The sequence below is a fragment of the Enterovibrio litoreus genome, assembly GCF_045679545.1.
In the GTDB taxonomy this organism is placed as follows: domain Bacteria; phylum Pseudomonadota; class Gammaproteobacteria; order Enterobacterales; family Vibrionaceae; genus Enterovibrio.
This window is the reverse complement of record NZ_CP166194.1, coordinates 3444397-3469684: the sequence shown is the minus strand read 5'-3', so window position 1 is coordinate 3469684 and position 25288 is coordinate 3444397. Positions and strand designations below refer to the sequence as shown.

Here is a 25288-nt window from a genome sequence, read left to right as displayed (position 1 = left end):
AAACCTCAGTTGGCTTTTTCGTTAGCGCGTTTGATCTTTTCTAGCTTTTGTTTGATGCGCTGTTGTTTTAACGGCGACAGGTAATCAACAAACAACTTGCCTTCAAGGTGGTCCAATTCGTGTTGTACACAAATAGCCAGCAGATCGTCGGCATCGAATTGATAAGGGTTGCCATCACGGTCGAGCGCTTTCACGGTCACTTCAGATGCGCGTGCCACTAACGCACGTGCGCCAGGAACAGACAGACAGCCTTCTTCAATACCATCTTCACCGCGCTTTTCGATGATTTCCGGGTTGATCAGTACCATCGGCTCGTCACGCGAATCAGAGATATCAATCACGACAATGCGTTGGTGAACATCAACCTGCGTTGCCGCTAAGCCAATACCTTCTTCGTCGTACATGGTGTCTAGCATGTCATCGATGAATTTTTGAATTTCTGGTGTGACGCTTTCTACCGGTTTAGCCACCGTGCGTAGGCGATCGTCCGGGAAGGTTAAAACCTGCAATACACTCATAAACGTCTCTTAAAATTGTTGAACTGTGCCGTATCCGGCTTTGGTAATTGGGCTAATTCTAGACATTTTGCGATTCAAATGACAGCATCCAAATGAAAGTATGCTTTTGGAGACATAGGATGTTTAAAAAGCTCATCACGCTTTGTCTGGTTGGCATGGTGTCAGCAGCGACAATGGCGGCGGGTATTGAAGTATCAAAGGATGCGCCGAGTTCTTATACAGTGCGTAAAGGTGACACCTTGTGGGACATTTCCGGCTTGTACCTTACCAATCCATGGCAATGGCCAAAACTGTGGCAACAAAACCCTGAGATTAAGAATCCACATCTTATCTATCCTGGCGATGTGCTGAGGTTAACATGGCAAGATGGTAAACCTCGTTTGACTTACACAGCTGGCGTTAACCGGTCAGAGTCGGCCCCCATCAATAGTGCTTCGGCTTCTATCCTGCGCCAATATCTGACTTACGACACCTTAATTGACGAGCGAGAATATAACTTGGCGCCGAGAGTGCTCGGTAGTCAAGACGGCTGGAACTACATTTCCATGCGAACGCCATTCTTCGCCAATAAAGAACTCGACAGCGACGATTGGTTTATCTATCGAACGGTGACAAATTTTGAGCGCGAAAAAGGGGATGCGGTAGTTCGCATGATAAGCCTGAAGAAAGTGGGGGAAGCCAAAAAAGTTCGCTCAATTGATGATATGTCAGAGATGAAATTGGTCAGGCAAAATCAAGAAATTAAGCCTAACGACATTTTATTGCCTGCTTTAGGTGTCAAGACGGGGGAGATATTCCATCCTCAGCCAGCGCCTCAAGGCTTGGTGGGTACTATGGTCGGTCACCTTTATGGCAGCAACTATGTCGGTCATCGACAAATCGTGGTGGTTGACCTCGGTTCATTTGACGGAGTCGGTGCTGGTCATGCATTGTCAGTGATAGTTCCGGGGGCGGCGATGAAGGGAAGTACGGGTGACATGGAGTACGATTCGGGCATCAATACTGCACTCGCATCAGAGGCTAAATTATTGCCATCTAGTTCGGCAGGGAAATTGCTGGTGATCCGGAGCTATCCTTTCTTTAGCTTAGCGATGGTGGTGGATGCGGATAAACCTTTAAAGGTGGATATGCCTGTAATATCCGCTGAAGGGTAGGCGTGAATGCTTCACTAGAGTCTTGGCTACGGCTGGCTGCCGTGCCAAGGCTGGGCGGCAATGCTGTCAGTAAAATTATCTGCAAACACCCGCCAGAAAAACTTATTGAACTTGAAGATATTCATTTGGCTGCGTTGGGCTTTAAGCCCATGCAAATTCATGCATTTCGTCACCCAGACATGTCGGTCATTGATAAGTGCATGGCATGGTGTTCGTTGCCAGATAGGCACATCATCAGCCTTACCGATCAGCGTTATCCCTATCTCCTTAAGCAAATCTCCGGTGCACCGCCCCTCTTGTTCGTAGAGGGTAAGCCTGAAACCTTGTCGCTTCCCCAGATAGCGATTGTTGGTAGCCGAGATGCTAGCGCTGAAGGGCTAGCATTGGCGCATGAGTTCGCCCATGCATTGGCTCAGCATGATGTTGTGGTAACTAGTGGCTTGGCGCTGGGCATCGACGGTCGAGCACATCGTGGCGCTCTCGATGCGGGTGGGAATACCATTGCAGTATTAGGTTCTGGGCTTGAAAAGGTGTACCCTTCCCGCCATCGTGATCTTGCAAAAGACATTACGTCAAACGGTGCCTTAGTGTCAGAGTTGTGGCCTTGGTCGCCGCCAAAACCTGCATTTTTTCCGAGAAGAAATCGTATTATCAGTGGTCTTTCTACTGGTGTACTGGTTGTTGAGGCGGCACTGAAAAGTGGCTCGTTGATCACTGCACGCCTTGCTCTTGAGCAAGGTCGTGATGTGTTTGCATTACCTGGATCAATTCACAATCCACATGCTAAAGGCAGTAACGGACTGATCAAGCAGGGCGCGTTTTTAGTGGAATCTGTTGATGAGATTTTAGAGCAAGTTGGTGCGCTAGCGGGTTGTGCAATTAACCACCAGTTAGACGTGACTCAGGATCAAGTTTTGCAAGAAGAATTGCCATTTCCTGAACTGTTGGCTAACGTAGGAAATGAAGTAAGGTGTGTCGATGTGCTTGCAGAAATCTGCGATCAACCCGTTCACGAAATCATGATGAAGTTGTTAGAACTAGAGCTACTGGGGCTGGTATCCGCAGTGCCCGGTGGCTATGTCAGAGCGAGGAGGGGATAGCCATGATGGACATCTTAATGTACCTGTTTGAAACTTACATCCATAGTGATGTCGAGTTGCTGGTAGATCAGGACGAATTGGCTGATGAACTCTCCAGAGCAGGGTTTCATCAGGACGATATTTATAAAGCACTAAACTGGCTTGAAAAGTTAGCTCTGTTACAAGACGCTGACAAGACCCCTTATTTGACGGGGAGTGCGTTGACCTCGGTTCGTATCTTTACACCAAAAGAAATGGATCGATTGGACACTGAAAGTCGTGGGTTCTTAATGTTTTTGGAGCAAATCAGCGTACTGAGTCCAGATACTCGTGAGATGGTCATTGATCGTGTTATGGAGTTAGAAACGCAGGAATTTGTCCTAGATGATCTGAAATGGGTGATCTTGATGGTTTTGTTTAACGTGCCTGGCAATGAGCGCGCGTATGATCAAATGGAAGACCTGCTCTACAGTACAGCAGAAGACGAGTACCTTCACTAAGGCGACTCACCCCATAAGTAGTTGAGGCGAATCTGTTTTGGCTGGAAAAATTGACGAATCGCTTTTCAGTGCTCACGAACATGCACTGGAGCAAGAAGAACGCTGCCCACAATGTGGCAGCGTTCTTGTTATCAGACACAGTAAACGCGGGCCATTTAAAGCCTGCTCCGCTTATCCTGAGTGTAATTTTATTGAATCGCTGAATCACAACGACGGTCATGTGGTGAAAGCGCTTGGATTACCGTGCCCGGAATGTGGTAATGAGTTGGTGTTGCGTCAGGGGCGTTTTGGTATGTTTATCGGCTGCTCTGCTTATCCGACGTGTCAGCACATTGAGAAGCGCGACCAGGCACCTGAAGAAGATAATGGTATAAAGGTCGCTTGCCCTGAGTGCAATAGTGGCGCGCTGCATGAGAAAAAATCGCGCTTTGGGAAGGCTTTCTATGCGTGTGATGGCTATCCAAAATGTAAGTTCGCAGTCAATTTGAAACCAATAAAAGGCATGTGTGAGACGTGTGGGTATCCGTTGTTGCTTGAGAAGAAATTGGCGGCGGGGACGTTCAATGTATGTGCTAGTAAAAAATGCCAGCAGAAGCAGGGCTAGAGCGAAAGATCGACGAGCAATAAAAGAAAAGCTGCATGTTGCAGCTTTTCTTTTATGTATTCTAGATAAGCGAAGATGCCGCTTGTTTTACTGCGGGGAATTCATCGTCTGCTAATAGTGTCGCGATCTGTTCTAGCTTATCTGCCAATTCGGTTGGCGAATCGGCACAAACATTAATATGACCGATTTTGCGTCCCGGTCGTGGTGCTTTATCGTACCAATGCACATGCGCGAGACGGATAACATCTTCAGGCACTGTCACCTCACCAATGATGTTGATCATGGCTGTGGGACGAATGCGATTAGCACTGCCGAGCGGTAGGTTGCATACTGCGCGCAGATGATTCTCAAACTGGCAAACTTCTGCGCCCTGTTGCGTCCAATGGCCAGAGTTGTGTACGCGGGGGGCTATTTCGTTGACCATGAGGTTGCCGTTCACATCAAAGAATTCAATCGCTAACACGCCGACATAATTGAGAGCGTCCGCAACGGCTTTAAACATGGCTTCGGCTTGTGCCTGCAATGCTTTGTTTTCACACGCTGCGACGGAAACACTTAAAATACCATCGGTGTGGATGTTTTCTGTTAGCGGATACACTTCAATCTCACCGTTCGCGTTGCGAGCGCCAATCAATGACACTTCACGATCAAACGGTACGAACTCTTCAGCAATGACACACTGACGATCACCTTGATGAGATGCTTGCAAAAAAGCAGCGATATCCAGCCAAACAGATTCCGCATCATCAATGGATTTTAGACGCCATTGCCCTTTACCATCATAACCATCAAGCGCGCTTTTAATGATCATTGGTATACCAATGGTGTTCATAGCCGTATCAAAATCTTCACGGTTTAGGATGGTGTGATAACGTGCATTGTTGACGCTTGCTTTGTCGAGCAACGTTTTTTCCTTGCGGCGATCACCGCCAGTCAGAATCGCCTCTTCTCCGGGGTAGAACTTTCCGCTGGCCTGACAGATGTTAAGAATGTCAGGCGCGATATGCTCAAACTCGGCAGTGATAACATCAGCGTCTGCAATCCCGTTTTCTAATCCATGACCCAGCACTTCAAGTGTGACGGGGTGAACCAAATTGCCACTTCGTACATCATACGCACTAACTTTTAGATTTAGCGGGGCTCCCGCTAACGCCATCATTCGTGCCAGTTGCCCAGCACCTAGAACCAGCACATTCATGATTAATCTACCGACGGGTCAGGGTGAGCCAACACCGTTTCAGTTTGAGTTTTGCGGAAAGTATCGATTTTCGTCATTAGGGTGCTATCGCTGGTCGCGAGGATTTGCGCGGCTAGCAGACCCGCATTGGCTGCTCCTGCATCGCCAATTGCAAGGGTGCCGACCGCAACACCTTTTGGCATTTGTACGATAGAAAGCAGTGAATCCATGCCTTTCAATGCTTTTGACTGAACAGGTACACCCAAAACAGGAAGACTGGTGAATGCAGCTGTCATACCGGGAAGGTGCGCTGCGCCGCCAGCACCGGCAATGATCACTTTTATGCCACGAGAAGCAGCATTATTGGCATACTCTGCAAGTAGCTGGGGGGTTCGATGGGCTGAAACCACCTTGGTTTCATAGGCAACGCCGAAGTGATCCAGCATGTCTGCTGCGTTTTTCATGGTTGGCCAATCGGATTTCGAACCCATGATGATGCCGACTTTCATATCTTCTCCTGTGACTACCGTGTACTGCGAAGTGAAATTGCGCGCCATTATATCTGTAAAAAACCACAAGGAAAACGTTTGCGTCAGTGCGTTTCGCTGCAAGCACACTCGAATAGGATGGAATGTAAACTAACAAGTGTGTTTCGATATGTGACAAAAATGTTGAGAACGTCTCTGGAAATTCGTCATAGTATGTCGAATTTAGGAATGCCTGATTAGGAGAAAAACCTTGGCGAATGTTGAACAGTGTGTCGCTGCATTGGCTCGCGGTGAGGTGATAGCGTACCCAACAGAAGGGGTATTTGGCGTCGGTTGCGACCCTGATAGTGCGCAAGCCGTGGAAGCTTTGTTGTTGGTGAAAGAACGAGATAAAGCGAAGGGCTTAATTTTAATTGCAGCAAATTTGGCGCAGCTAGAAGGTTACATTGACCTTGATGGCCTGAGTGACAATGTCAAAGATGACGTGCTAGCGACTTGGCCAGGCCCTGTGACTTGGGTGATGCCTGCTGGCAAGAAAATCACGGGCTGGGTAACGGGTCAATTTGATACGGTTGCTGTTAGGGTATCTGATCACCCCGATGTTCAGGCTTTGTGCATGGCATATGGAAAACCGATCACTTCGACGAGCGCCAACTTAAGTGGTAAAGAGCCATGCAGAACTGCTGATGAAGTGATTGCTCAGCTTGGCGAGCGTGTGCCGTGCGTATTGAACGGAAAAATTGGCGGTCGTGATAAGCCAACCGAGATCCGAGATGCGCGTTCTGGTAAGGTGCTACGTCAAGGCTGAATAAGTTAGTAATAAAAAGGAATTAACGTGCCAAACCTCCCTCAGCAAGTAGATAAGGAAGCAGTAAAGCGCTTTTTACTGTCACTTCAGGATGCTATTTGTAATGCACTGGAGCAAGAAGACGGTGCTACCCAATTTCAAGAAGATTCATGGCAACGTGAGGCTGGAGGTGGTGGCAAGAGCCGCGTATTGCGCGATGGTGCTGTTTTTGAACAAGCAGGCGTGAACTTTTCGCATGTTTTTGGCGATAAGATGCCAGGTTCAGCAACCGCTCATCGTCCGGAGCTTGCGGGTCGAAGCTTTGAGGCGATGGGGGTTTCTCTGGTTGTTCATCCGAAGAACCCACATGTGCCAACTTCTCACGCTAACGTGCGTTTCTTTATTGCTGAAAAAGAGGGTGAAGACCCTGTATGGTGGTTTGGTGGGGGCTTTGATCTGACGCCTTTTTATCCTGTTGCAGAGGATTGCCTCCACTGGCATCAAACCGCGAAGGCGATTTGTGCGCCTTTTGGCAATGATGTCTATCAAGAACACAAAGAGTGGTGCGATCGATACTTCTTCTTGCCTCATCGCAACGAAACCCGTGGTGTGGGTGGTCTCTTTTTTGATGATTTGAACAACTGGGGCTTTGATGTCTCGTTTGATTACATTAAGGCTGTTGGCTTAGGCTTTCTCAACGCTTACCTGCCTATTGTTAAACGGCGCAAAGACACCGAATATGGAGAGCATCAGCGGCAGTTTCAGCTTTATCGTCGCGGTCGCTATGTTGAATTTAATTTGGTGTATGACCGTGGTACGTTATTCGGCTTACAAAGTGGCGGACGGACTGAGTCAATACTCATGTCGATGCCACCTCTCGTCAGATGGGAATATGGTTTTGAGCCCGAAGCAGGCTCCGCTGAAGCGAAACTTTATACTGACTATTTAACGCCAAGGGACTGGTAAGCACGCATGGATAAGTACGTTGTTGTTGGTAATCCGATATCACACAGTAAATCTCCTTTTATACACACCTTGTTTGCGCGCCAGACAAGTCAGCAGATGACGTATGAAACGTTTGAAGTGCCTCTTGGTGAATTCAATCCAGTGATTGCTGCTTTTTTTGCCTCAGGTGGTAAGGGGTGTAATGTTACCGTTCCCTTTAAAGAGGATGCTTTTGCTTTTGCAACAATGCTAACCGAGCGCGCAAAACTGGCTGGTGCGGTGAATACGCTGAAAAAGCTCGATGATGGCGGCATCCTTGGCGACAACACTGATGGTGAGGGGTTAGTACAAGATCTGTTGAGCCATCATGTGCAACTTGAAGGCGCCAACATTTTATTGTTGGGAGCAGGTGGTGCGGCGAGAGGGGTGATATTGCCTTTACTTAAGCATGAACCAGCGTCACTGGTTGTGGCCAATCGCACAGCGAGCAAAGCGTTGACCTTGTCCGAGCTATTTGCCGATCACGGTAATGTCTCAGCAAAAACATTCGATGATCTAGCAGGCGCTTCGTATGATGTTGTCATCAACTCTACGTCCGCGAGTCTGACTGGTGAACACCCTCACATTCCTTCCTCTGTTATTAAAAGCAATACCATCGTTTATGACATGGTGTATGGCTCGGGCTTAACCAGTAGCAATCAATGGGCTAAGGCGCAGGGGGCATCATGCGTCATAGATGGTTTAGGTATGTTGGTGGGACAGGCTGCGGAAAGTTTTACAGTATGGCGTGGCATTAGGCCGGGAACCGGTCAGGTGCTAAGAGAGCTTCGCCGAAATTTGACTGAATAACGATGAATCAAAGCATTCTTTTTTCTGATGGCCAGCGTGTGGATGCTGATAAGCAAGCAGTGCGTTTTGATGCCCAACAATATGGAGCGCTTATCCCTTGCTTCGTCGCCATCGCAGATCTACAAAAGCGTCATCAGGATACGTTAATGACTAAAAAAGCGATACTGACTGTGTTTAGTCAGCATCGCTTCGATTATGAAGACTTAGCAGAAGAGGCAATTGAAGCTGAAGATTTCAACGAGCGCGGAGAAATTTGGGTCAGCTAGCTTTCCTCTAAATACTCATTCTTCGTTGTCACATAGTTGTCCGACGACTTTTGTAAGAAAGCCAGCTCCGCCTCTTTAAGTGGTCGAGCCTGTTTTACTGGGCTGCCTACATAAAGATATCCTGACTCCAGGCGCTTTCCTGGTGGAACCAAACTACCTGCTCCAATCATCACATTATCTTCTACAACGACACCGTCTAATACAATAGCGCCCATGCCAACCAACACCTTGTTACCAATAGTGCATCCATGCAACATGACTTTATGACCAACGGTAACATCATCTCCAATAATTAGCGGGTAACCTTCAGGGTTGTCTTTGTTCTTATGCGTCACATGCAGCACCGACCCGTCTTGAATGTTGGTGCGAGCACCGAGACGGATATGGTTAACGTCGCCGCGTGCAGCAACTAAAGGCCAGATGCTTGCATCATCACCTAGGGTGATGTTGCCAACCAATACGGATGTTGGGTCGATATACACTCGAGCGCCAACCTGAGGGAAGATACCTTTGTAGCTGCGAAGTACTGAAGTCATCATCATTATTTCCTGACGGGATACATGAATCCAGACTATCTCTATGACAGGAAGAGTGCAATTCTCCAGCGATTTAATATGGTTTAAGAGACTTTAGAGCGAAATTCGAACTAACGAACTGTTTTCGACAAAAAACTGCGATAAAGCCCTTGCCAAGATCTCAAACCTCCCTATAATGCGACCTCACTGACACGGAGAGCGGCTTCCAAACTAGGAAACACTCACTAAATCAGTACGGCGAAACGGCTTCAAAATTGATTGAAAATAAACGCTTGACGTTAACGACTCAATCAGTAGAATGCCCGCCTGCTTCAACGGAAAAGCCCAGTGCTTATCGCGGTTGAAGGGAGTCAACAAGACGTTTTGAAGATTGCGAAAGCAACGTTGAAAAATCTCAAAATTTCTTCTTGACTTCATCGCCTGGCAGCGTAGAATTCGCAGCCCTGACGATGAGAAGACGCCTCCACGGAGTCGCTTCTACAGTCAACGTTCTTTAACAATTTGACCTATACAATCTGTGTGGGCACTCGTATTTGATAGGCATAAGATTTATCAATGAACTGAGTGACCCAATCGAATTGGAAATCAGCCTTGAGCTGTTTTGATTTCACTTTTTCAAAAGTGGAAACCAATAAGAAACACAGTCAATGCAGATTTGCCTTAGGGCAAAAAAGTAATTCAGTATTCATTGAGCGTCACTTTCGAGTGACAACAAAATTCTAATTGAAGAGTTTGATCATGGCTCAGATTGAACGCTGGCGGCAGGCCTAACACATGCAAGTCGAGCGGTAACATTTCAAAAGCTTGCTTTTGAAGATGACGAGCGGCGGACGGGTGAGTAATGGCTGGGAACCTGCCCTGACGTGGGGGATAACAGTTGGAAACGACTGCTAATACCGCATGATGTCTACGGACCAAAGAGGGGGATCTTCGGACCTCTCGCGTCGGGATGGGCCCAGTTGGGATTAGCTAGTTGGTGAGGTAATGGCTCACCAAGGCGACGATCCCTAGCTGGTTTGAGAGGATGATCAGCCACACTGGAACTGAGACACGGTCCAGACTCCTACGGGAGGCAGCAGTGGGGAATATTGCACAATGGGCGCAAGCCTGATGCAGCCATGCCGCGTGTGTGAAGAAGGCCTTCGGGTTGTAAAGCACTTTCAGCAGTGAGGAAGGTTAGTACGTTAATAGCGTATTAATTTGACGTTAGCTGCAGAAGAAGCACCGGCTAACTCCGTGCCAGCAGCCGCGGTAATACGGAGGGTGCGAGCGTTAATCGGAATTACTGGGCGTAAAGCGCATGCAGGCGGTTTGTTAAGCAAGATGTGAAAGCCCCGGGCTCAACCTGGGAACCGCATTTTGAACTGGCAGGCTAGAGTCTTGTAGAGGGGGGTAGAATTTCAGGTGTAGCGGTGAAATGCGTAGAGATCTGAAGGAATACCGGTGGCGAAGGCGGCCCCCTGGACAAAGACTGACGCTCAGATGCGAAAGCGTGGGGAGCAAACAGGATTAGATACCCTGGTAGTCCACGCTGTAAACGATGTCTACTTGGAGGTTGTGACCTAGAGTCGTGGCTTTCGGAGCTAACGCGTTAAGTAGACCGCCTGGGGAGTACGGTCGCAAGATTAAAACTCAAATGAATTGACGGGGGCCCGCACAAGCGGTGGAGCATGTGGTTTAATTCGATGCAACGCGAAGAACCTTACCTACTCTTGACATCCACAGAAGAGACCAGAGATGGACTTGTGCCTTCGGGAACTGTGAGACAGGTGCTGCATGGCTGTCGTCAGCTCGTGTTGTGAAATGTTGGGTTAAGTCCCGCAACGAGCGCAACCCTTATCCTTGTTTGCCAGCACGTCATGGTGGGAACTCCAGGGAGACTGCCGGTGATAAACCGGAGGAAGGTGGGGACGACGTCAAGTCATCATGGCCCTTACGAGTAGGGCTACACACGTGCTACAATGGCGTATACAGAGGGCAGCGAGGCCGCGAGGTGGAGCGAATCCCAGAAAGTACGTCGTAGTCCGGATCGGAGTCTGCAACTCGACTCCGTGAAGTCGGAATCGCTAGTAATCGTGGATCAGAATGCCACGGTGAATACGTTCCCGGGCCTTGTACACACCGCCCGTCACACCATGGGAGTGGGCTGCACCAGAAGTAGATAGCTTAACCTTCGGGAGGGCGTTTACCACGGTGTGGTTCATGACTGGGGTGAAGTCGTAACAAGGTAGCCCTAGGGGAACCTGGGGCTGGATCACCTCCTTAACGATACTATTGATGCAAGTGCTCACACAAATTGTATAGGTTAAAGAAAAAAGAACACGATGTGTCCCATTCGTCTAGAGGCCTAGGACACCGCCCTTTCACGGCGGTAACAGGGGTTCGACTCCCCTATGGGACGCCACTTATTAAACACATTTTCTGAGTGTGATTAGAAAGTGGTGATTCGAAAGAACATCATAGCTCTTTAAAAATCTGGAAAGCTGACTAGTAGATTTACTTCTTCTTTGAAAAAAGAGGAATTAAATTGAAATCTGTTTCTTATCTCTCTACCCGAGAGGTAACGAAACAAAAGTTCTCAAAACGTTAATTCTTCGGAATTAACACCAAACACATTCAAGTGTTCTTGGTGTCATTCTTCTCTTAGAGAGGGATGAACATATTTGAGTCCGGCGAAAAACCGTTCATTGAAAGATGAACTTGTTCTTTAACGAGAACACCTTGGTTGTTTGCCATACATAAAGACCTCTTGGGGTTGTATGGTTAAGTGACTAAGCGTACACGGTGGATGCCTTGGCAGTCAGAGGCGATGAAGGACGTAGTAACTTGCGATAAGCGTAGATAAGGCAGTAACAGCCACTTGAGTCTACGATTTCCGAATGGGGAAACCCACGTGCATAAGCACGTATCATGCAGTGAATACATAGCTGTATGAGGCGAACTCGGGGAACTGAAACATCTAAGTACCCGAAGGAAAAGAAATCAATTGAGATTCCGGCAGTAGCGGCGAGCGACCCCGGATTAGCCCTTAAGCGGTTTAAGTGTTAGTGGAATACCCTGGAAAGGGTAGCGATACAGGGTGATAGCCCCGTACACGACAATGCTTTTATCGTGAAAACGAGTAGGACGGGACACGTGGTATCCTGTCTGAACATGGGGGGACCATCCTCCAAGGCTAAATACTCCTGACTGACCGATAGTGAACCAGTACCGTGAGGGAAAGGCGAAAAGAACCCCTGTGAGGGGAGTGAAATAGAACCTGAAACCGTGTACGTACAAGCAGTGGGAGCCTCTTCGTGGGGTGACTGCGTACCTTTTGTATAATGGGTCAGCGACTTACTTTTAGTAGCAAGGTTAACCGAATAGGGGAGCCGTAGGGAAACCGAGTCTTAACTGGGCGAATGAGTTGCTAGGAGTAGACCCGAAACCGAGTGATCTAGCCATGGGCAGGTTGAAGATTGAGTAACATCAATTGGAGGACCGAACCGACTAATGTTGAAAAATTAGCGGATGACTTGTGGCTAGGGGTGAAAGGCCAATCAAACTCGGAGATAGCTGGTTCTCCCCGAAAGCTATTTAGGTAGCGCCTCGGACGAATACTACTGGGGGTAGAGCACTGTTAAGGCTAGGGGGTCATCCCGACTTACCAACCCTTTGCAAACTCCGAATACCAGTAAGTACTATCCGGGAGACACACGGCGGGTGCTAACGTCCGTCGTGGAGAGGGAAACAACCCAGACCGCCAGCTAAGGTCCCAAAGTTATCGCTAAGTGGGAAACGATGTGGGAAGGCTCAGACAGCCAGGATGTTGGCTTAGAAGCAGCCATCATTTAAAGAAAGCGTAATAGCTCACTGGTCGAGTCGGCCTGCGCGGAAGATGTAACGGGGCTAAGCGATACACCGAAGCTGCGGCATCAACTCTTCGGAGTTGTTGGGTAGGGGAGCGTTCTGTAAGCCGTTGAAGGTGAACTGTAAGGTTTGCTGGAGGTATCAGAAGTGCGAATGCTGACATGAGTAACGATAAAGGGGGTGAAAAACCTCCTCGCCGGAAGACCAAGGGTTCCTGTCCAACGTTAATCGGGGCAGGGTAAGTCGACCCCTAAGGCGAGGCCGAAAGGCGTAGTCGATGGGAAACGGGTTAATATTCCCGTACTGCTTATAACTGCGATGGGGGGACGGAGAAGGCTAGGTGAGCTTGGCGACGGTTGTCCAAGTTCAAGTGCGTAGGTGGGTGTCTTAGGTAAATCCGGGACGCTGTTAACACTGAGACACGATGTCGAGTCACTACGGTGATGAAGTCATTGATGCCATGCTTCCGGGAAAAGCCTCTAAGCTTCAGGTTATAAGCAATCGTACCCCAAACCGACACAGGTGGTCGGGTAGAGAATACCAAGGCGCTTGAGAGAACTCGGGTGAAGGAACTAGGCAAAATGGTACCGTAACTTCGGGAGAAGGTACGCTGCCTCCGGTGAAGTCCCTTGCGGATGGAGCTAGAGGCAGTCGCAGATACCAGGTGGCTGCAACTGTTTATTAAAAACATAGCACTGTGCAAAATCGAAAGATGACGTATACGGTGTGACGCCTGCCCGGTGCCGGAAGGTTAATTGATGGGGTTATCTTCGGAGAAGCTCTTGATCGAAGCCCCGGTAAACGGCGGCCGTAACTATAACGGTCCTAAGGTAGCGAAATTCCTTGTCGGGTAAGTTCCGACCTGCACGAATGGCGTAATGATGGCCACGCTGTCTCCACCCGAGACTCAGTGAAATTGAAATCGCAGTGAAGATGCTGTGTACCCGCGGCTAGACGGAAAGACCCCGTGAACCTTTACTACAGCTTGGCACTGAACATTGACCCTACATGTGTAGGATAGGTGGGAGCCTTAGAAGCACGTACGCCAGTATGTGTGGAGGCAATCTTGAAATACCACCCTTGTATGCTTGATGTTCTAACGTTGGCCCCTAATCGGGGTTGCGGACAGTGCCTGGTGGGTAGTTTGACTGGGGCGGTCTCCTCCCAAAGAGTAACGGAGGAGCACGAAGGTGGGCTAATCACGGTCGGACATCGTGAGGTTAGTGCAATGGCATAAGCCCGCTTGACTGCGAGAATGACAATTCGAGCAGGTACGAAAGTAGGTCATAGTGATCCGGTGGTTCTGAATGGAAGGGCCATCGCTCAACGGATAAAAGGTACTCCGGGGATAACAGGCTGATACCGCCCAAGAGTTCATATCGACGGCGGTGTTTGGCACCTCGATGTCGGCTCATCACATCCTGGGGCTGAAGTCGGTCCCAAGGGTATGGCTGTTCGCCATTTAAAGTGGTACGCGAGCTGGGTTTAGAACGTCGTGAGACAGTTCGGTCCCTATCTGCCGTGGGCGTTGGATGATTGAGAGGGGCTGCTCCTAGTACGAGAGGACCGGAGTGGACGAACCTCTGGTGTTCGGGTTGTCACGCCAGTGGCATTGCCCGGTAGCTAAGTTCGGAATTGATAAGCGCTGAAAGCATCTAAGCGCGAAGCAAGCCTCGAGATGAGTCATCCCTGACACTATAAGTGTCCTAAAGGGTTGTTGGAGACTACGACGTAGATAGGTCAGGTGTGTAAGCGCTGCGAGGCGTTGAGCTAACTGATACTAATTGCCCGTGAGGCTTAACCATACAACACCCAAGGGGTTTTAGCGGACTCAGATAAGAACATTGAATGTGTATTGAGAGATAGGCTAGTCAGATTTTCTTCAGATTTTTGTTTTTCGCGCAAGCGAGGGACACAACAAAATTTGCTTGGCGACCATAGCATTATGGACCCACCTGATCCCATGCCGAACTCAGTAGTGAAACGTAATAGCGCCGATGGTAGTGTGGGGTCTCCCCATGTGAGAGTAGGACATCGCCAGGCTTCAAATTCGTTTTCATCTTTTTAAGATAAAGATGAAGGCAAAAAGTTTAGATTCGCGCGTTGAACGGCGTGTATCGGATAGACACCAAAGTGTTTATCACCGTGTGGAGCGGTAGTTCAGTTGGTTAGAATACCGGCCTGTCACGCCGGGGGTCGCGGGTTCGAGTCCCGTCCGCTCCGCCACTTATTAAAGAAACCTCAGCAGAAATGTTGAGGTTTTTTGCTATCTGCGCCCCAGAAAAGTGCTTCGCACTTTAGGTCGCGTCCGGGAGGTTGCCCCACTTGCCGTGCGCGTTGAGTCCGGTCACTTCACCATTTATTTAAAAGCCTCACTAGCAATAGTGAGGCTTTTATTGTTTAGATGTTATCGAATGATCTCACAAAAATCGAAGCCAATATCGTAACCCGAATGAAGAGAGCTAACGTGAGATCGCTTTGCTTTCAGCAACATCCCAAAGCGCCTTTACCAATGGATTGTCGAGTTGCGAGCGTAAGCAGCACACACCAAGCTCAAAAGGCTTGATGGGCGCTAATCTAAGGCGATTGATCTTCTCTCGCACAGGGCTATTATTGATCACCACATCGGGTGCAATACCCACGCCACAGCCCAATGCAACCATACTGACTATGGCTTCATGGCCAGAAACCTGAGCATAAATATTTGGCTTAATCTTCATCGTTTTGAACCAAGTGTTGGCGCGCTCTCTTGCTGTGCCCGCTTCGGGAACGATAAATGGGATGGATGACCAGTCTGGTGTATCGCTCTGAAGTGAATCGGCAAAGCTGCTGATCCCTGCCGGCGCGATAACGGACAAAGGTATTTCACTGATCGCTTCAAATGCAATTTTATTGGGTAGCTGTTCGGGTTTTGCCGATATCGCAATGTCAGCATCGCTTGAAAGGATCTTATCTATTGCTTGTGCAGGGTCTCCTGTTGAGACTTTCAGTTCAATTAAAGGATGACGAAGTCTGAATTCTGAAAGCAGCTCAGGCAAATGGCTGTAGCTGGCTGTCACAGAACAAAATAGCCGTATTTCACCTTGAAGCTCGTTATCTGAGCCATTGAATAGACTTTGGTATTGTTGCCATTCAGTGAGAATTTTGAGTGCAATCGGAAGAAGTTTTTTGCCCGCCAATGTCAGCTCGACACTTCGGTTGTCACGCAGAAATAGCTGTTGATTCGCTTCTTGCTCTAGCTTTTGAATCTGACGGCTCAGCGCCGACGGGCTGATATGCATTGCCGCCGCTGTTTTGGAGAAGTTCTTGCTATCACAAAGGTGAATAAAAAACTGGAGATGCCTGACGTCCATGATTGCTCTCTTATGTTGCAAAAAATGCAATTACATGTTGTGAATATATCACTTTGAGCAATCTGATGCCTGTTCTATTATGAACCCAATTCGATGAAGCAGAGAGTCTCACTTCATCGCTCAAGGACAGATTTTTCTTACGGAGTATTCGACATGTCTAACTATTTCAATACCTTAAACTTACGCGAGCAATTGGCTCAGTTGGGTGTTTGCCGCTTTATGGACAAGGCGGAATTTGCTAACGAAGCTGATTACCTTAAAGGTAAAAAAGTGGTTATTGTTGGCTGTGGCGCACAAGGCCTTAACCAAGGTTTGAACATGCGCGACTCTGGTTTAGACGTGTCTTATGCACTTCGCCAAGCAGCGATTGATGAACAGCGTCAATCTTACAAAAATGCAAAAGAAAACGGCTTCAACGTTGATACTTACGAAAATCTCATCCCACAAGCGGATTTGGTTGTGAACCTGACGCCTGATAAGCAGCACACTAGCGTTGTAAGCGCGGTGATGCCTTTGATGAAACAAGGCGCTGCACTGGGCTATTCTCATGGCTTCAATATCGTTGAAGAAGGCATGGAAATCCGTAAAGACATCACTGTTGTTATGGTTGCACCAAAGTGTCCTGGTACTGAAGTGCGCGAAGAATATAAGCGTGGATTCGGCGTACCAACACTGATGGCCGTTCACCCAGAAAACGATCCACAAGGTGAAGGTCACGAGATTGCAAAAGCTTGGGCTGCTGCGACTGGTGGTCACCGCGCTGGTGTTCTTGAGTCATCTTTTGTTGCAGAAGTGAAATCCGACCTAATGGGTGAGCAAACCATCCTATGTGGCATGCTACAAGCTGGTTCTATCGTATGTTACGAGAAGATGATTGCTGACGGCATCGAGCCTGGTTATGCTGGTAAGTTACTTCAGTTCGGTTGGGAGACGATCACCGAAGCGCTTAAGTTTGGTGGTATCACGCACATGATGGATCGCCTCTCTAACCCTGCGAAAATTAAAGCGTTTGAATTGTCAGAAGATCTGAAAGATCTGATGCGTCCTCTTTACAACAAACACATGGATGACATCATTTCTGGCCACTTCTCATCAACCATGATGGCTGACTGGGCAAACGATGATGCAGAGCTGCTAGGATGGCGCGCAGAGACTGCTGAAACAGCATTTGAAAACTACCCTGAGTCTGACGTTAAGATTGCTGAGCAAGAATACTTCGACAACGGCATCTTGATGGTTGCAATGGTTCGCGCGGGTGTTGAGCTGGCGTTTGAAGCAATGACTGCATCAGGCATCATTGAAGAGTCTGCATACTACGAGTCACTGCACGAGCTTCCATTGATTGCAAACACCGTTGCACGTAAGCGTCTGTACGAAATGAACGTGGTAATCTCTGATACAGCTGAATACGGTAACTACCTGTTCGCAAACGTCGCAACACCACTGCTTCGTGAGAAGTTCATGCCTGGTGTTGGTACTGACGTTATCGGTAAAGGTCTTGGTGATGTAGGCAACGACGCTGACAACGCAACCTTAATTGCTGTTAACGACGCGCTACGCAACCACCCTGTAGAGTGGATTGGTCAAGAGCTACGTGGCTACATGACTGACATGAAGCGCATTGCGGTTGGTGACTAATCATTTCGCACTGACGAATTGAATACGAAAAACCCGGCGAAAGCCGGGTTTTTTAATTCTGGTTTTGCTTGAAAAACGACTCATTGAACCGCAATGATTAAGCGTCAGATTTCTCGTTTAACTTCTGCTCGAACTCCGCCAACTTCTGCTCCATTTCACTTAGCTTTTGGCGAGTGCGAAGGAGGACTTGGGTTTGCACATCAAACTCTTCTCGACTCACTACATCTAGTTTAGCGAGTTGCCCTTGAATCACTTCACGTACTTTTTGTTCAACGTCATTGCCCAGATCCTTTACTGGCTTTGGCATTGACTCATGGATTTGCTTGGCGATTTGCTCCAGCTTTTTGGGATCGAACATGCGTTACTCCTTATTTGATGCCGTTATTCTAAGCAACACGACTGCTTTTGTCGAAACTGTCTTTTGTACATTTGTCGGATGGCGATGCTTTTCTATACGTGAAAATACAAAAAGGGTCTCATTCAGAGACCCTATATTTTGATGCGAAGATTCACATCGGCATCAGTACATTAATGTTTGCTGGCTTATGCCTTCAAGTCTTCTTCAAACTCAGGTAGCGGCTCATGGCGGCTAGCAAGGTAAGAATAGATGACAGGTAGCACGAACAAGGTAAACAGCGTACCAATCGCCAGACCTGCGACGATAACAATACCGATACTGAAGCGTTGAGCTGCACCAGCACCTGTTGCGTACATCAGTGGAATAAGACCCGCGATCATCGCTGCGGTTGTCATCAAGATCGGTCGTAGGCGGACTTTCGCCGCTTCCATTACCGCGTCCATCTTGCTCAGACCATTGTGGAGCTGTTCTTCTTTGGCGACTTCACAGATCAAAATACCGTGCTTAGTAATTAGACCAATCAAAGTAATCAAACCAACCTGCGAGTAGATGTTCATGGTCGCCGCGCCAGATGCCAACGCAATCAATGCGCCACAAATAGCCAACGGAACAGACACCAAGATCACCAGCGGGTCACGTAATGACTCAAACTGAATCGCCAGAACCAAGAAGATAACGGCCAAAGCCAGCATGAAGGTACCGACAAGTGCGCTACCTTCCGTCACGAACTGACGAGACTCACCTAAGTAATCATGCTGATAGCCAGCAGGCAGTTTTTCTGCCGCGACGTTTTCAAACCAGTTGATCACATCACCCATTGGCATGCCAGCCGCCGCAACGCTGATCGTGGCAGAGTTAAGCTGGTTGAAGTGAGGCAGTGCACGTGGCTCTGCAATCACATCGATAGTAATGAGCGATCCCAAAGGCACGGCATCACCGTTTGCTGAACGGACGTAGTAACCTTCGACCGACTCTGGGTTTTGGCGGAACTTACGTGCAACCTGCGGAATCACCTCGTATGAACGACCATCAAGGTCGATACGGTTAACATAACCGTCCGCCATCATGGTGCCCAAAGTAATACCGATGTCCTGCATGGTTACGCCATAAGCACCAGCCTTGTCTTTGTCGATGTTGATTTTCATCGTCGCAGAATCGAAGTTCAAATCCATGTCTGAGTAAACAAACTGAGGGTTGCTCTTCACTTCAGCCAAGATATCAGACGCAACTTGGAACAAGCTTTCGAAGTTGTTCGGCGTGGTAATAACAAATTGAATAGGCAAGCCTGAAGAGGCACCTGGTAGTTCAGGCATCTGGAAGGCAGTGACAGCCATTCCAGGAATGTCCTTCACTTCTATACCCATACGCTGCACGACATCAGCCTGACTGGCTTCACGCTCACTCCATGGAACGAGTGAGGCAATACCAAACGCCTGATTTGATTTAGGCACACCAGAGAACACTTGAGAGAACGCCACTTCAGGTTGTTCAGCCAGTTTCTGGTTCACTTCTGCCATGGTGTTTTGAATGTAATCAAGGTTGGCCGTAGACGGCGCTGTACCCATCATTACCAATACACCTTTGTCTTCAGCTGGTGCCAGTTCGCTTGGTATCAATTTGAACAGCATTGGTAAGCTTGCGAATACAATCACAGCGAAAGTAATGATCACTGGACGCATGCCCATCACGCCTTTCAGCATTGTGGCGTAGCGTTCAGTCATCGCATCAAGGAAATGATGGACCTTCGCTTCGAATTTGCTTGGTTGCTCATTGGCCTTGAGCATCTTCGAACACATCATCGGAGATAACGTTAATGCGATGATACCAGAGACAAATACCGCACCAGCAAGCGTCAACGCGAACTCTTTGAATAGCGAACCGGTGATACCACCCATTAGAGCGATAGGGGCATATACTGCCGCCAGAGTCAGTGTCATCGAAATAACAGGCACCGCAATTTCTCGCGTACCAATGATCGCTGCGCGGAAAGGCGGTTCACCGAGCTTGATATGCCGGTCAACGTTCTCCAAAACGACGATCGCATCATCGACCACCAGACCGATGGCCAATACCATCGCCAGTAGCGTCATCAAGTTTAACGAGAAACCGAATAGCTCCATCATCATGGCCACACCAATCAAAGAAAGTGGGATGGTGATGATAGGGATCAATACCGCTCGGAATGAACCCAAGAACAAGGTAATCACCACCAATACAATCAATGCTGCTTCGATGATGGTTTTTACAACTTCATAAATCGATTCGTTAATGGCAACGGTCGAATCATAAAGGATGTTCATCTTGATGTTGCTTGGCATGTTGCGCTTAAGATCAGGAAGCTTCTTGAGAACATCAGCGGCAATGTTGATTGGGTTGGCTGTTGGGGCCGCGTTGATTGCTGCAACAACCGCCTCAGAGCCATTTGCTGTTGCGCGGTAGACATCGTGACTCTTCTCTAATGAGACGTCAGCAATATCACCAAGGCGAAGCACTTGACCATTCTGAGTAGCGACAACAAGACGTTTAAGTTCTTCCGTATCCGAAACCTGCGTATCTGCCGAGCCGTTGTATACCATATAGGTACCAATTGACTGACCCGTCGCAGATTGGAAGTTGTTGGCGTTTAGCACGCCCATCACATCGGTTGCGGTAAGGTTGAAAGCCGCCATCTTCGCAGGGTCTAGCCAAACGCGTAGGGCGTATTTCAGACCACCGTATAGGTCAATACTTGCAACACCGCTGACTGTAAATAGCTGTGGTTTAGTCACACGCTCTAGATAGTCAGTAATTTGGCTTGAGTCGAGCTCTTCAGACGTAAAGCCGATATACATCACCGCTGTCGTCGAGCCCGTCGACATCGATACCGATGGGTCCTCTGATTCGCCAGGTAGCTGCGCACGAACCGAATTCACCTTCGCCAATATATCGGCAAGGGCGGCATTCGGGTCGGTGTTGAGCTTCATGTACGCCGTAATTGTCGACGAGCCCAAGACAGACTCAGACGTCATGAAGTCGATGTTGTCGGCTTGCGCGACCGCTTGCTCAAGCGGCGTGGTAATAAAGCCCTGAATGAGATCAGCACTCGCACCGTAGTAACTGGTGGAAATGGTGACCACAGTATTGGTCATGTCCGGATATTCACGCACCTGCATCTTGAACATCGATTGCAGGCCCAGCAAAGCGATCAGAAAACTGATCGATATCGCTAGCACCGGACGCTTTATGAAAATATCAGTGAATTTCATGGCGGCCTCTTACAGTTGTGGCAGCTCAGCCGGTGGGTTTAGGGCATCGCTTTCTACAACATTCACCTTAGCGCCGTTACTCAAGCGAACTTGACCAGACGTCACCACTTTGTCTCCAGCTTTCAAGCCATCAAGCACTTGTGCAATGTGACCTTTACGCTCACCAACTTTTACCACTTGCTGATACGCGCGCATTTCACCGTCTTCTTCACGAAGTACATACACATTCTCACCGTAAAGCGTGAAATTGATGGCGGTTTGCGCCACAACGATTTGATTCTCGAAGGTTGGCAAGATGATGTTGGCACGAGCAAACATACCTGAGCGCAGCTGACCGTGGTTGTTTGGAATGTCAGCCTGTACTTGGATCAAGCCGCTTTGGTAGTTAACCGCAGGTTCAATCGCGCTGATTTTCCCGGTGAACGGGGTGTCAGGATACGCATCGACAGAAATGTCGATCTGTTGACCCAGCTTGATTTTCGCAATGTCTGTCTGAGGAACAGTAAAGCGAAGGCGCATGATAGAGGTGTCTTCTAGGCGCACAATTTCATTGCCAGGTTGCAAGTATTGTCCAAGGAATACGTTACGCAGGCCGACAATGCCATCGAATGGCGCATCGATAGTGCGACGGTCGATAGAAGCGTTGAGGCTTTCTACATCCGCTTGAAGTGAACGGAAATTCGCTTCTGCTTCGTCCAACGCTTCTTTGGAAATTGACCCTTTACGGAACAATCCTTGGTAGCGTTTGTATTTAGCTTCAGCTGCAGGCAAACGAGCTTGGGTACTCTTAAGGTTTGCTACTTCCACTTTAGAATCGAGCGCCAGCAGAACATCACCCGTTTTCACGGTTTGACCGGATTCGAAATTGATAGTTTCGATAACACCGCTCACTTCGCTGGTCAGCGTGACACCTTGATTCGGCTCGATAAAGCCGATTGCTTGGATGGTTGGTACCCAATCCGTCGATACCATTTCAGCAACAGTCACTGGGAACTCTGCTTCTGGCATGTTCTTAAAGGCTTCGTATTTAGCTAGGTTGTCACTGAGTTTATAGAGGACTGGCGCGGCCATAGCCGCCACAATGGCTAGCATAATTAACCATTTCTTCATGTAGATTGCTCCGATTCTTTATGAAGGCAAATTGCGTCCCAGCAAGCGTTGATCACGCTATCGAGTGCTGATTCGTCAAGGGATATAATCCCTTTCACCTGTTTCCGTGCCAAACAAATTGCCGGTTCAAGACCTATGCCGGACAGCACGTCGGTGGAAAGGGGTTTAAACGTTCCATCTGCGATCCCAAGTTGGAAAAACTGATGAACAGCAGAAAAAGCCTCTCTTTCTGTTGCTCTCTGCTCGCCATTATTTTGGTAAGGCAGACTGTCAAACTGTTCTCGGTTAATCGCGTTGTCATCACGGCTGATCGTTAATCGCCAAGCGTTTAACCACAGCGTGACAAATTGTTGTTTCAAAGACATGTTATGACTGAAGCCTCCGAGCATCTTGGCCGCGCATTGGCGAACAACATGGCTCCTTAGCTGGCTTAACAAATCTTCTTTGTCCGAAAAATAACGGTAAATTGTTCCCGCGGCGACACCCGCTTCTTTTGCCACCATCTGCATAGAGAGGCGGTCGAAACCGTGTTTTGCGAGTAAATGTTCCGTTGCTTCTAGGATCTGTGTTTTCTTATCAGACATAACACAGCGCTCTCAATGAATGAACGTTCATTCATTGTATGTTTTTTGATGCGTGGTGCAAGATAAAGTCGGCATTGAATTTATTGAATTTTTTATTCAAAACGATATCGACGAGTGTTTCTGGGATACCTAAACAAATTTTCACTGAACAAGCATCTTGAGATTGCTGGGTATACAATACACGTGCTAACTATTGCCTAAATCATCGAGGACACCATGAAACTGAACCCAGCCCAAAATGACGCCGTCCACCACGTGTCCGGACCGTGCTTGGTATTGGCAGGCGCTGGCTCAGGGAAGACACGCGTTATCACCAACAAAATTGCGTACCTCGTACAACAGTGCGACTACAAAGCACGCCATATCGCAGCGGTGACGTTTACCAACAAAGCGGCGCGTGAGATGAAAGAACGTGTTGGTCAAACACTTGGTAAGCAAGAATCGCGTGGCTTAACCGTCTCTACGTTTCACACTCTCGGACTCAACATCATTCGCCGTGAATATAAAAGCTTGGGGTTGAAAGCTGGTTTCTCTTTGTTTGACGACCAAGATCAAATGGCACTGTTAAAAGAGCTGACGGAAGATGAGCTAGAGGGCGATAAAGATTTACTCAAGCAATTGCTGCATACCATCTCCAATTGGAAAAACGACATGCTCACGCCGCAGCAGGCTGAATCCGTTGCGATGGGAGAGCGTGATCAATTGTTCGCGCACTGCTACACCATGTATCAAAAGCAGATGAAGGCTTACAACGCATTGGATTTTGATGATCTGATCTTGATGCCAGTGATCTTGCTGAAAACCAACCAAGAGGTGAGAGAGCGCTGGCAGAGTAAGATTCGTTATTTGCTGGTGGATGAATATCAAGATACCAACACCAGCCAATATCAATTGGTGAAAATGCTGGTGGGGGAGCGTGCGCGTTTTACTGTGGTTGGGGATGATGACCAATCCATTTATAGCTGGCGCGGTGCGCAGCCTAAAAACCTGTTGATGTTGAGTCAGGATTTCCCAAGTCTCAAAGTGATCAAACTTGAGCAGAACTACCGTTCAACCAGCCGTATTTTGCGCTCGGCAAATATCTTGATTGCCAATAACCCGCATGTGTTTGAGAAAACGTTGTTCTCGACATTGCCAGATGGCGAAATGCTAAAAGTGCTCAAAGCCAACAATGAAGATCATGAAGCAGAGCGAGTGGTGGGGGAAATCATTGCGCATCGATACATGAACCGCACTGATTACAAAGACTATGCGATTTTGTATCGCGGCAACCATCAGTCCCGCCTATTTGAAAAAGCGCTGATGCAAAACCGGATCCCCTACAAAATCTCTGGCGGAACCTCTTTCTTTGCACGCGCTGAAATCAAAGACATCATGGCGTATTTGCGCCTGCTGACCAATCAAGATGATGACAACGCCTTCCTAAGGATAGTGAATACACCGCGTCGTGAAATAGGCCCTGTTACGTTAGAAAAGCTGGGAACTTACGCCAACATGCGCGGAAAAAGTTTATTTGCCGCCAGCTTTGAAATTGGTCTGCAGCAGCACCTCAATGGGCGGGGTTTAGAGTCTCTGGAGCGATTTACGCGCTGGATTGTCGAACTGTCTGATCAGTTTGAGCGCGGCGATGCCGTGGATGCCGTGCGTTCGCTCGTGCGTGATTCACACTACGAAGATTGGCTGTATGAAAGCTCGTCTAGCCCGAAAGCTGCAGAGATGGCGATGAAGAATGTCTCCGACTTGTACAGTTGGATTGTGGCTGATCTCGAAGGTGATAACTACGACAATGAGCCAAAAACACTGCGAGAAGTGGTTCAGCGTTTGACATTACGAGACATGATGGAACGTGGCGAAGACAACGACGATGCTGACCAAGTGCAGCTTATGACGTTACACGCCTCGAAAGGTCTAGAGTTTCCGTACGTCTTCTTAATAGGCATGGAAGAGGGCTTATTGCCGCACCAATCGAGTATTGATGAAGACAACGTCGAGGAAGAGCGTCGGCTCGCGTACGTGGGTATCACTCGAGCGCAGAAAGAAATGACGTTCACGCTTTGTAAAGAGCGTCGACAATATGGTGAACTGATAAAACCGCTGCCGAGTCGCTTCTTGGAAGAATTGCCCTACGATGACGTGGAGTGGGAAGAAAAGAAAAAGCCCCAGACTCAGGAGGAGCGAATGGCGAAAGGAACTGCAGCCATCGCAAACCTTCGTGCGATGTTGAACAAAGATTGAAGCGACACCGCGT

The 25288-nt window shown here is 48.3% G+C and carries 18 protein-coding genes, 2 tRNA genes, 3 rRNA genes and 1 pseudogene; 15 read left to right on the top strand and 9 right to left on the bottom strand.

Going from position 1 to position 25288, the window contains the following annotated elements; genetic code table 11:
• Nucleotides 1-5: 5 nt before the first annotated feature.
• Complete coding sequence (def, locus tag AB8599_RS15610) at nucleotides 6-518, bottom strand: peptide deformylase (RefSeq protein WP_407331768.1); 513 nt, start codon at nucleotides 516-518, stop codon at nucleotides 6-8.
• Between the two features lie 119 nt (nucleotides 519-637).
• On the opposite strand from def, the gene AB8599_RS15605 reads away from it, so the two are divergent.
• The 4 genes from AB8599_RS15605 to AB8599_RS15590 are packed head-to-tail and all read left to right on the top strand — an operon-like array spanning nucleotide 638 to nucleotide 3855.
• On the top strand, nucleotides 638-1672 hold the full coding sequence (locus AB8599_RS15605) for a LysM peptidoglycan-binding domain-containing protein (protein ID WP_407331767.1): 1035 nt from the start codon (nucleotides 638-640) through the stop codon (nucleotides 1670-1672).
• Nucleotides 1673-1674: 2 nt separating this feature from the next.
• Nucleotides 1675-2772 (top strand): DNA-processing protein DprA, encoded by a 1098-nt coding sequence (gene dprA, locus AB8599_RS15600; RefSeq protein ID WP_407331766.1) that lies wholly within the window; start codon nucleotides 1675-1677, stop codon nucleotides 2770-2772.
• A gap of 2 nt (nucleotides 2773-2774) precedes the next feature.
• Nucleotides 2775-3251, top strand: a complete 477-nt coding sequence (locus AB8599_RS15595; RefSeq protein WP_407331765.1) for a DUF494 family protein — start codon at nucleotides 2775-2777, stop codon at nucleotides 3249-3251.
• A 37-nt stretch (nucleotides 3252-3288) separates the two neighbouring features.
• The gene (locus AB8599_RS15590) at nucleotides 3289-3855 is read left to right on the top strand and encodes a type I DNA topoisomerase (protein WP_407331764.1); all 567 of its coding nucleotides are present in this window, start codon (nucleotides 3289-3291) and stop codon (nucleotides 3853-3855) included.
• A 61-nt stretch (nucleotides 3856-3916) separates the two neighbouring features.
• Here the strand turns inward: AB8599_RS15590 and AB8599_RS15585 are convergent, their stop codons facing one another.
• Both AB8599_RS15585 and purE read right to left on the bottom strand, forming a co-directional pair.
• Nucleotides 3917-5053, bottom strand: a complete 1137-nt coding sequence (locus tag AB8599_RS15585) for a 5-(carboxyamino)imidazole ribonucleotide synthase (protein WP_407331763.1) — start codon at nucleotides 5051-5053, stop codon at nucleotides 3917-3919.
• 2 nt (nucleotides 5054-5055) lie between these two features.
• Nucleotides 5056-5541: a 5-(carboxyamino)imidazole ribonucleotide mutase gene (gene purE, locus AB8599_RS15580; RefSeq protein ID WP_407331762.1), complete on the bottom strand. Its 486-nt coding sequence runs from the start codon at nucleotides 5539-5541 to the stop codon at nucleotides 5056-5058.
• 229 nt (nucleotides 5542-5770) lie between these two features.
• Between purE and AB8599_RS15575 the strand changes: the two genes are divergently transcribed.
• The 4 genes from AB8599_RS15575 to AB8599_RS15560 are packed head-to-tail and all read left to right on the top strand — an operon-like array spanning nucleotide 5771 to nucleotide 8367.
• Nucleotides 5771-6328 (top strand): Sua5/YciO/YrdC/YwlC family protein, encoded by a 558-nt coding sequence (locus AB8599_RS15575; RefSeq protein ID WP_407331761.1) that lies wholly within the window; start codon nucleotides 5771-5773, stop codon nucleotides 6326-6328.
• 27 nt (nucleotides 6329-6355) lie between these two features.
• A complete protein-coding gene (gene hemF, locus AB8599_RS15570) occupies nucleotides 6356-7273 on the top strand; it encodes an oxygen-dependent coproporphyrinogen oxidase (RefSeq protein WP_407331760.1) in 918 nt (305 codons plus the stop codon).
• Nucleotides 7274-7279: 6 nt separating this feature from the next.
• The gene (gene aroE, locus AB8599_RS15565) at nucleotides 7280-8101 is read left to right on the top strand and encodes a shikimate dehydrogenase (protein WP_407331759.1); all 822 of its coding nucleotides are present in this window, start codon (nucleotides 7280-7282) and stop codon (nucleotides 8099-8101) included.
• A 2-nt stretch (nucleotides 8102-8103) separates the two neighbouring features.
• Nucleotides 8104-8367, top strand: coding sequence for a DUF1488 domain-containing protein (locus tag AB8599_RS15560; protein ID WP_407331758.1), 264 nt, complete (start codon nucleotides 8104-8106; stop codon nucleotides 8365-8367).
• Here AB8599_RS15560 and AB8599_RS15555 read toward each other — a convergent pair.
• Nucleotides 8364-8903, bottom strand: a complete 540-nt coding sequence (locus tag AB8599_RS15555; RefSeq protein WP_407333243.1) for a gamma carbonic anhydrase family protein — start codon at nucleotides 8901-8903, stop codon at nucleotides 8364-8366. The genes AB8599_RS15560 and AB8599_RS15555 overlap by 4 nt on opposite strands.
• A gap of 720 nt (nucleotides 8904-9623) precedes the next feature.
• On the opposite strand from AB8599_RS15555, the gene AB8599_RS15550 reads away from it, so the two are divergent.
• The 5 genes from AB8599_RS15550 to AB8599_RS15530 all read left to right on the top strand — a co-directional run bounded on the left by AB8599_RS15550 (nucleotide 9624) and on the right by AB8599_RS15530 (nucleotide 14978).
• A 16S ribosomal RNA gene (locus AB8599_RS15550) occupies nucleotides 9624-11168 on the top strand.
• A gap of 63 nt (nucleotides 11169-11231) precedes the next feature.
• A tRNA-Glu gene (locus tag AB8599_RS15545) sits at nucleotides 11232-11307 on the top strand.
• Nucleotides 11308-11664: 357 nt separating this feature from the next.
• Nucleotides 11665-14557, top strand: a 23S ribosomal RNA gene (locus AB8599_RS15540).
• A 122-nt stretch (nucleotides 14558-14679) separates the two neighbouring features.
• A 5S ribosomal RNA gene (gene rrf, locus AB8599_RS15535) occupies nucleotides 14680-14795 on the top strand.
• Together the 16S, 23S and 5S rRNA genes with 2 tRNA genes alongside form the textbook arrangement of a ribosomal RNA operon.
• Before the next feature lie 106 nt (nucleotides 14796-14901).
• Nucleotides 14902-14978 (top strand) — tRNA-Asp (locus AB8599_RS15530).
• A 236-nt stretch (nucleotides 14979-15214) separates the two neighbouring features.
• Here AB8599_RS15530 and ilvY read toward each other — a convergent pair.
• On the bottom strand, nucleotides 15215-16105 hold the full coding sequence (ilvY, locus tag AB8599_RS15525) for an HTH-type transcriptional activator IlvY (protein WP_407331757.1): 891 nt from the start codon (nucleotides 16103-16105) through the stop codon (nucleotides 15215-15217).
• A 153-nt stretch (nucleotides 16106-16258) separates the two neighbouring features.
• On the opposite strand from ilvY, the gene ilvC reads away from it, so the two are divergent.
• The gene (gene ilvC / locus AB8599_RS15520; RefSeq protein ID WP_407331756.1) at nucleotides 16259-17743 is read left to right on the top strand and encodes a ketol-acid reductoisomerase; all 1485 of its coding nucleotides are present in this window, start codon (nucleotides 16259-16261) and stop codon (nucleotides 17741-17743) included.
• A gap of 97 nt (nucleotides 17744-17840) precedes the next feature.
• Here the strand turns inward: ilvC and ubiK are convergent, their stop codons facing one another.
• The 4 genes and pseudogenes from ubiK to AB8599_RS15500 all read right to left on the bottom strand — a co-directional run bounded on the left by ubiK (nucleotide 17841) and on the right by AB8599_RS15500 (nucleotide 23040).
• Nucleotides 17841-18101: a ubiquinone biosynthesis accessory factor UbiK gene (gene ubiK / locus AB8599_RS15515; protein ID WP_028025735.1), complete on the bottom strand. Its 261-nt coding sequence runs from the start codon at nucleotides 18099-18101 to the stop codon at nucleotides 17841-17843.
• A 185-nt stretch (nucleotides 18102-18286) separates the two neighbouring features.
• Nucleotides 18287-21346 (bottom strand): multidrug efflux RND transporter permease subunit, encoded by a 3060-nt coding sequence (locus AB8599_RS15510; RefSeq protein ID WP_407331755.1) that lies wholly within the window; start codon nucleotides 21344-21346, stop codon nucleotides 18287-18289.
• Between the two features lie 9 nt (nucleotides 21347-21355).
• Nucleotides 21356-22360, bottom strand: a pseudogene (locus AB8599_RS15505) (efflux RND transporter periplasmic adaptor subunit); the annotation flags it as partial.
• Between the two features lie 92 nt (nucleotides 22361-22452).
• Complete coding sequence (locus AB8599_RS15500; RefSeq protein ID WP_407331754.1) at nucleotides 22453-23040, bottom strand: TetR/AcrR family transcriptional regulator; 588 nt, start codon at nucleotides 23038-23040, stop codon at nucleotides 22453-22455.
• A gap of 216 nt (nucleotides 23041-23256) precedes the next feature.
• Here AB8599_RS15500 and rep point away from each other — a divergent pair, with 216 nt between their 5' ends.
• On the top strand, nucleotides 23257-25275 hold the full coding sequence (gene rep, locus AB8599_RS15495) for a DNA helicase Rep (RefSeq protein WP_407331753.1): 2019 nt from the start codon (nucleotides 23257-23259) through the stop codon (nucleotides 25273-25275).
• Nucleotides 25276-25288 lie beyond the last annotated feature (13 nt).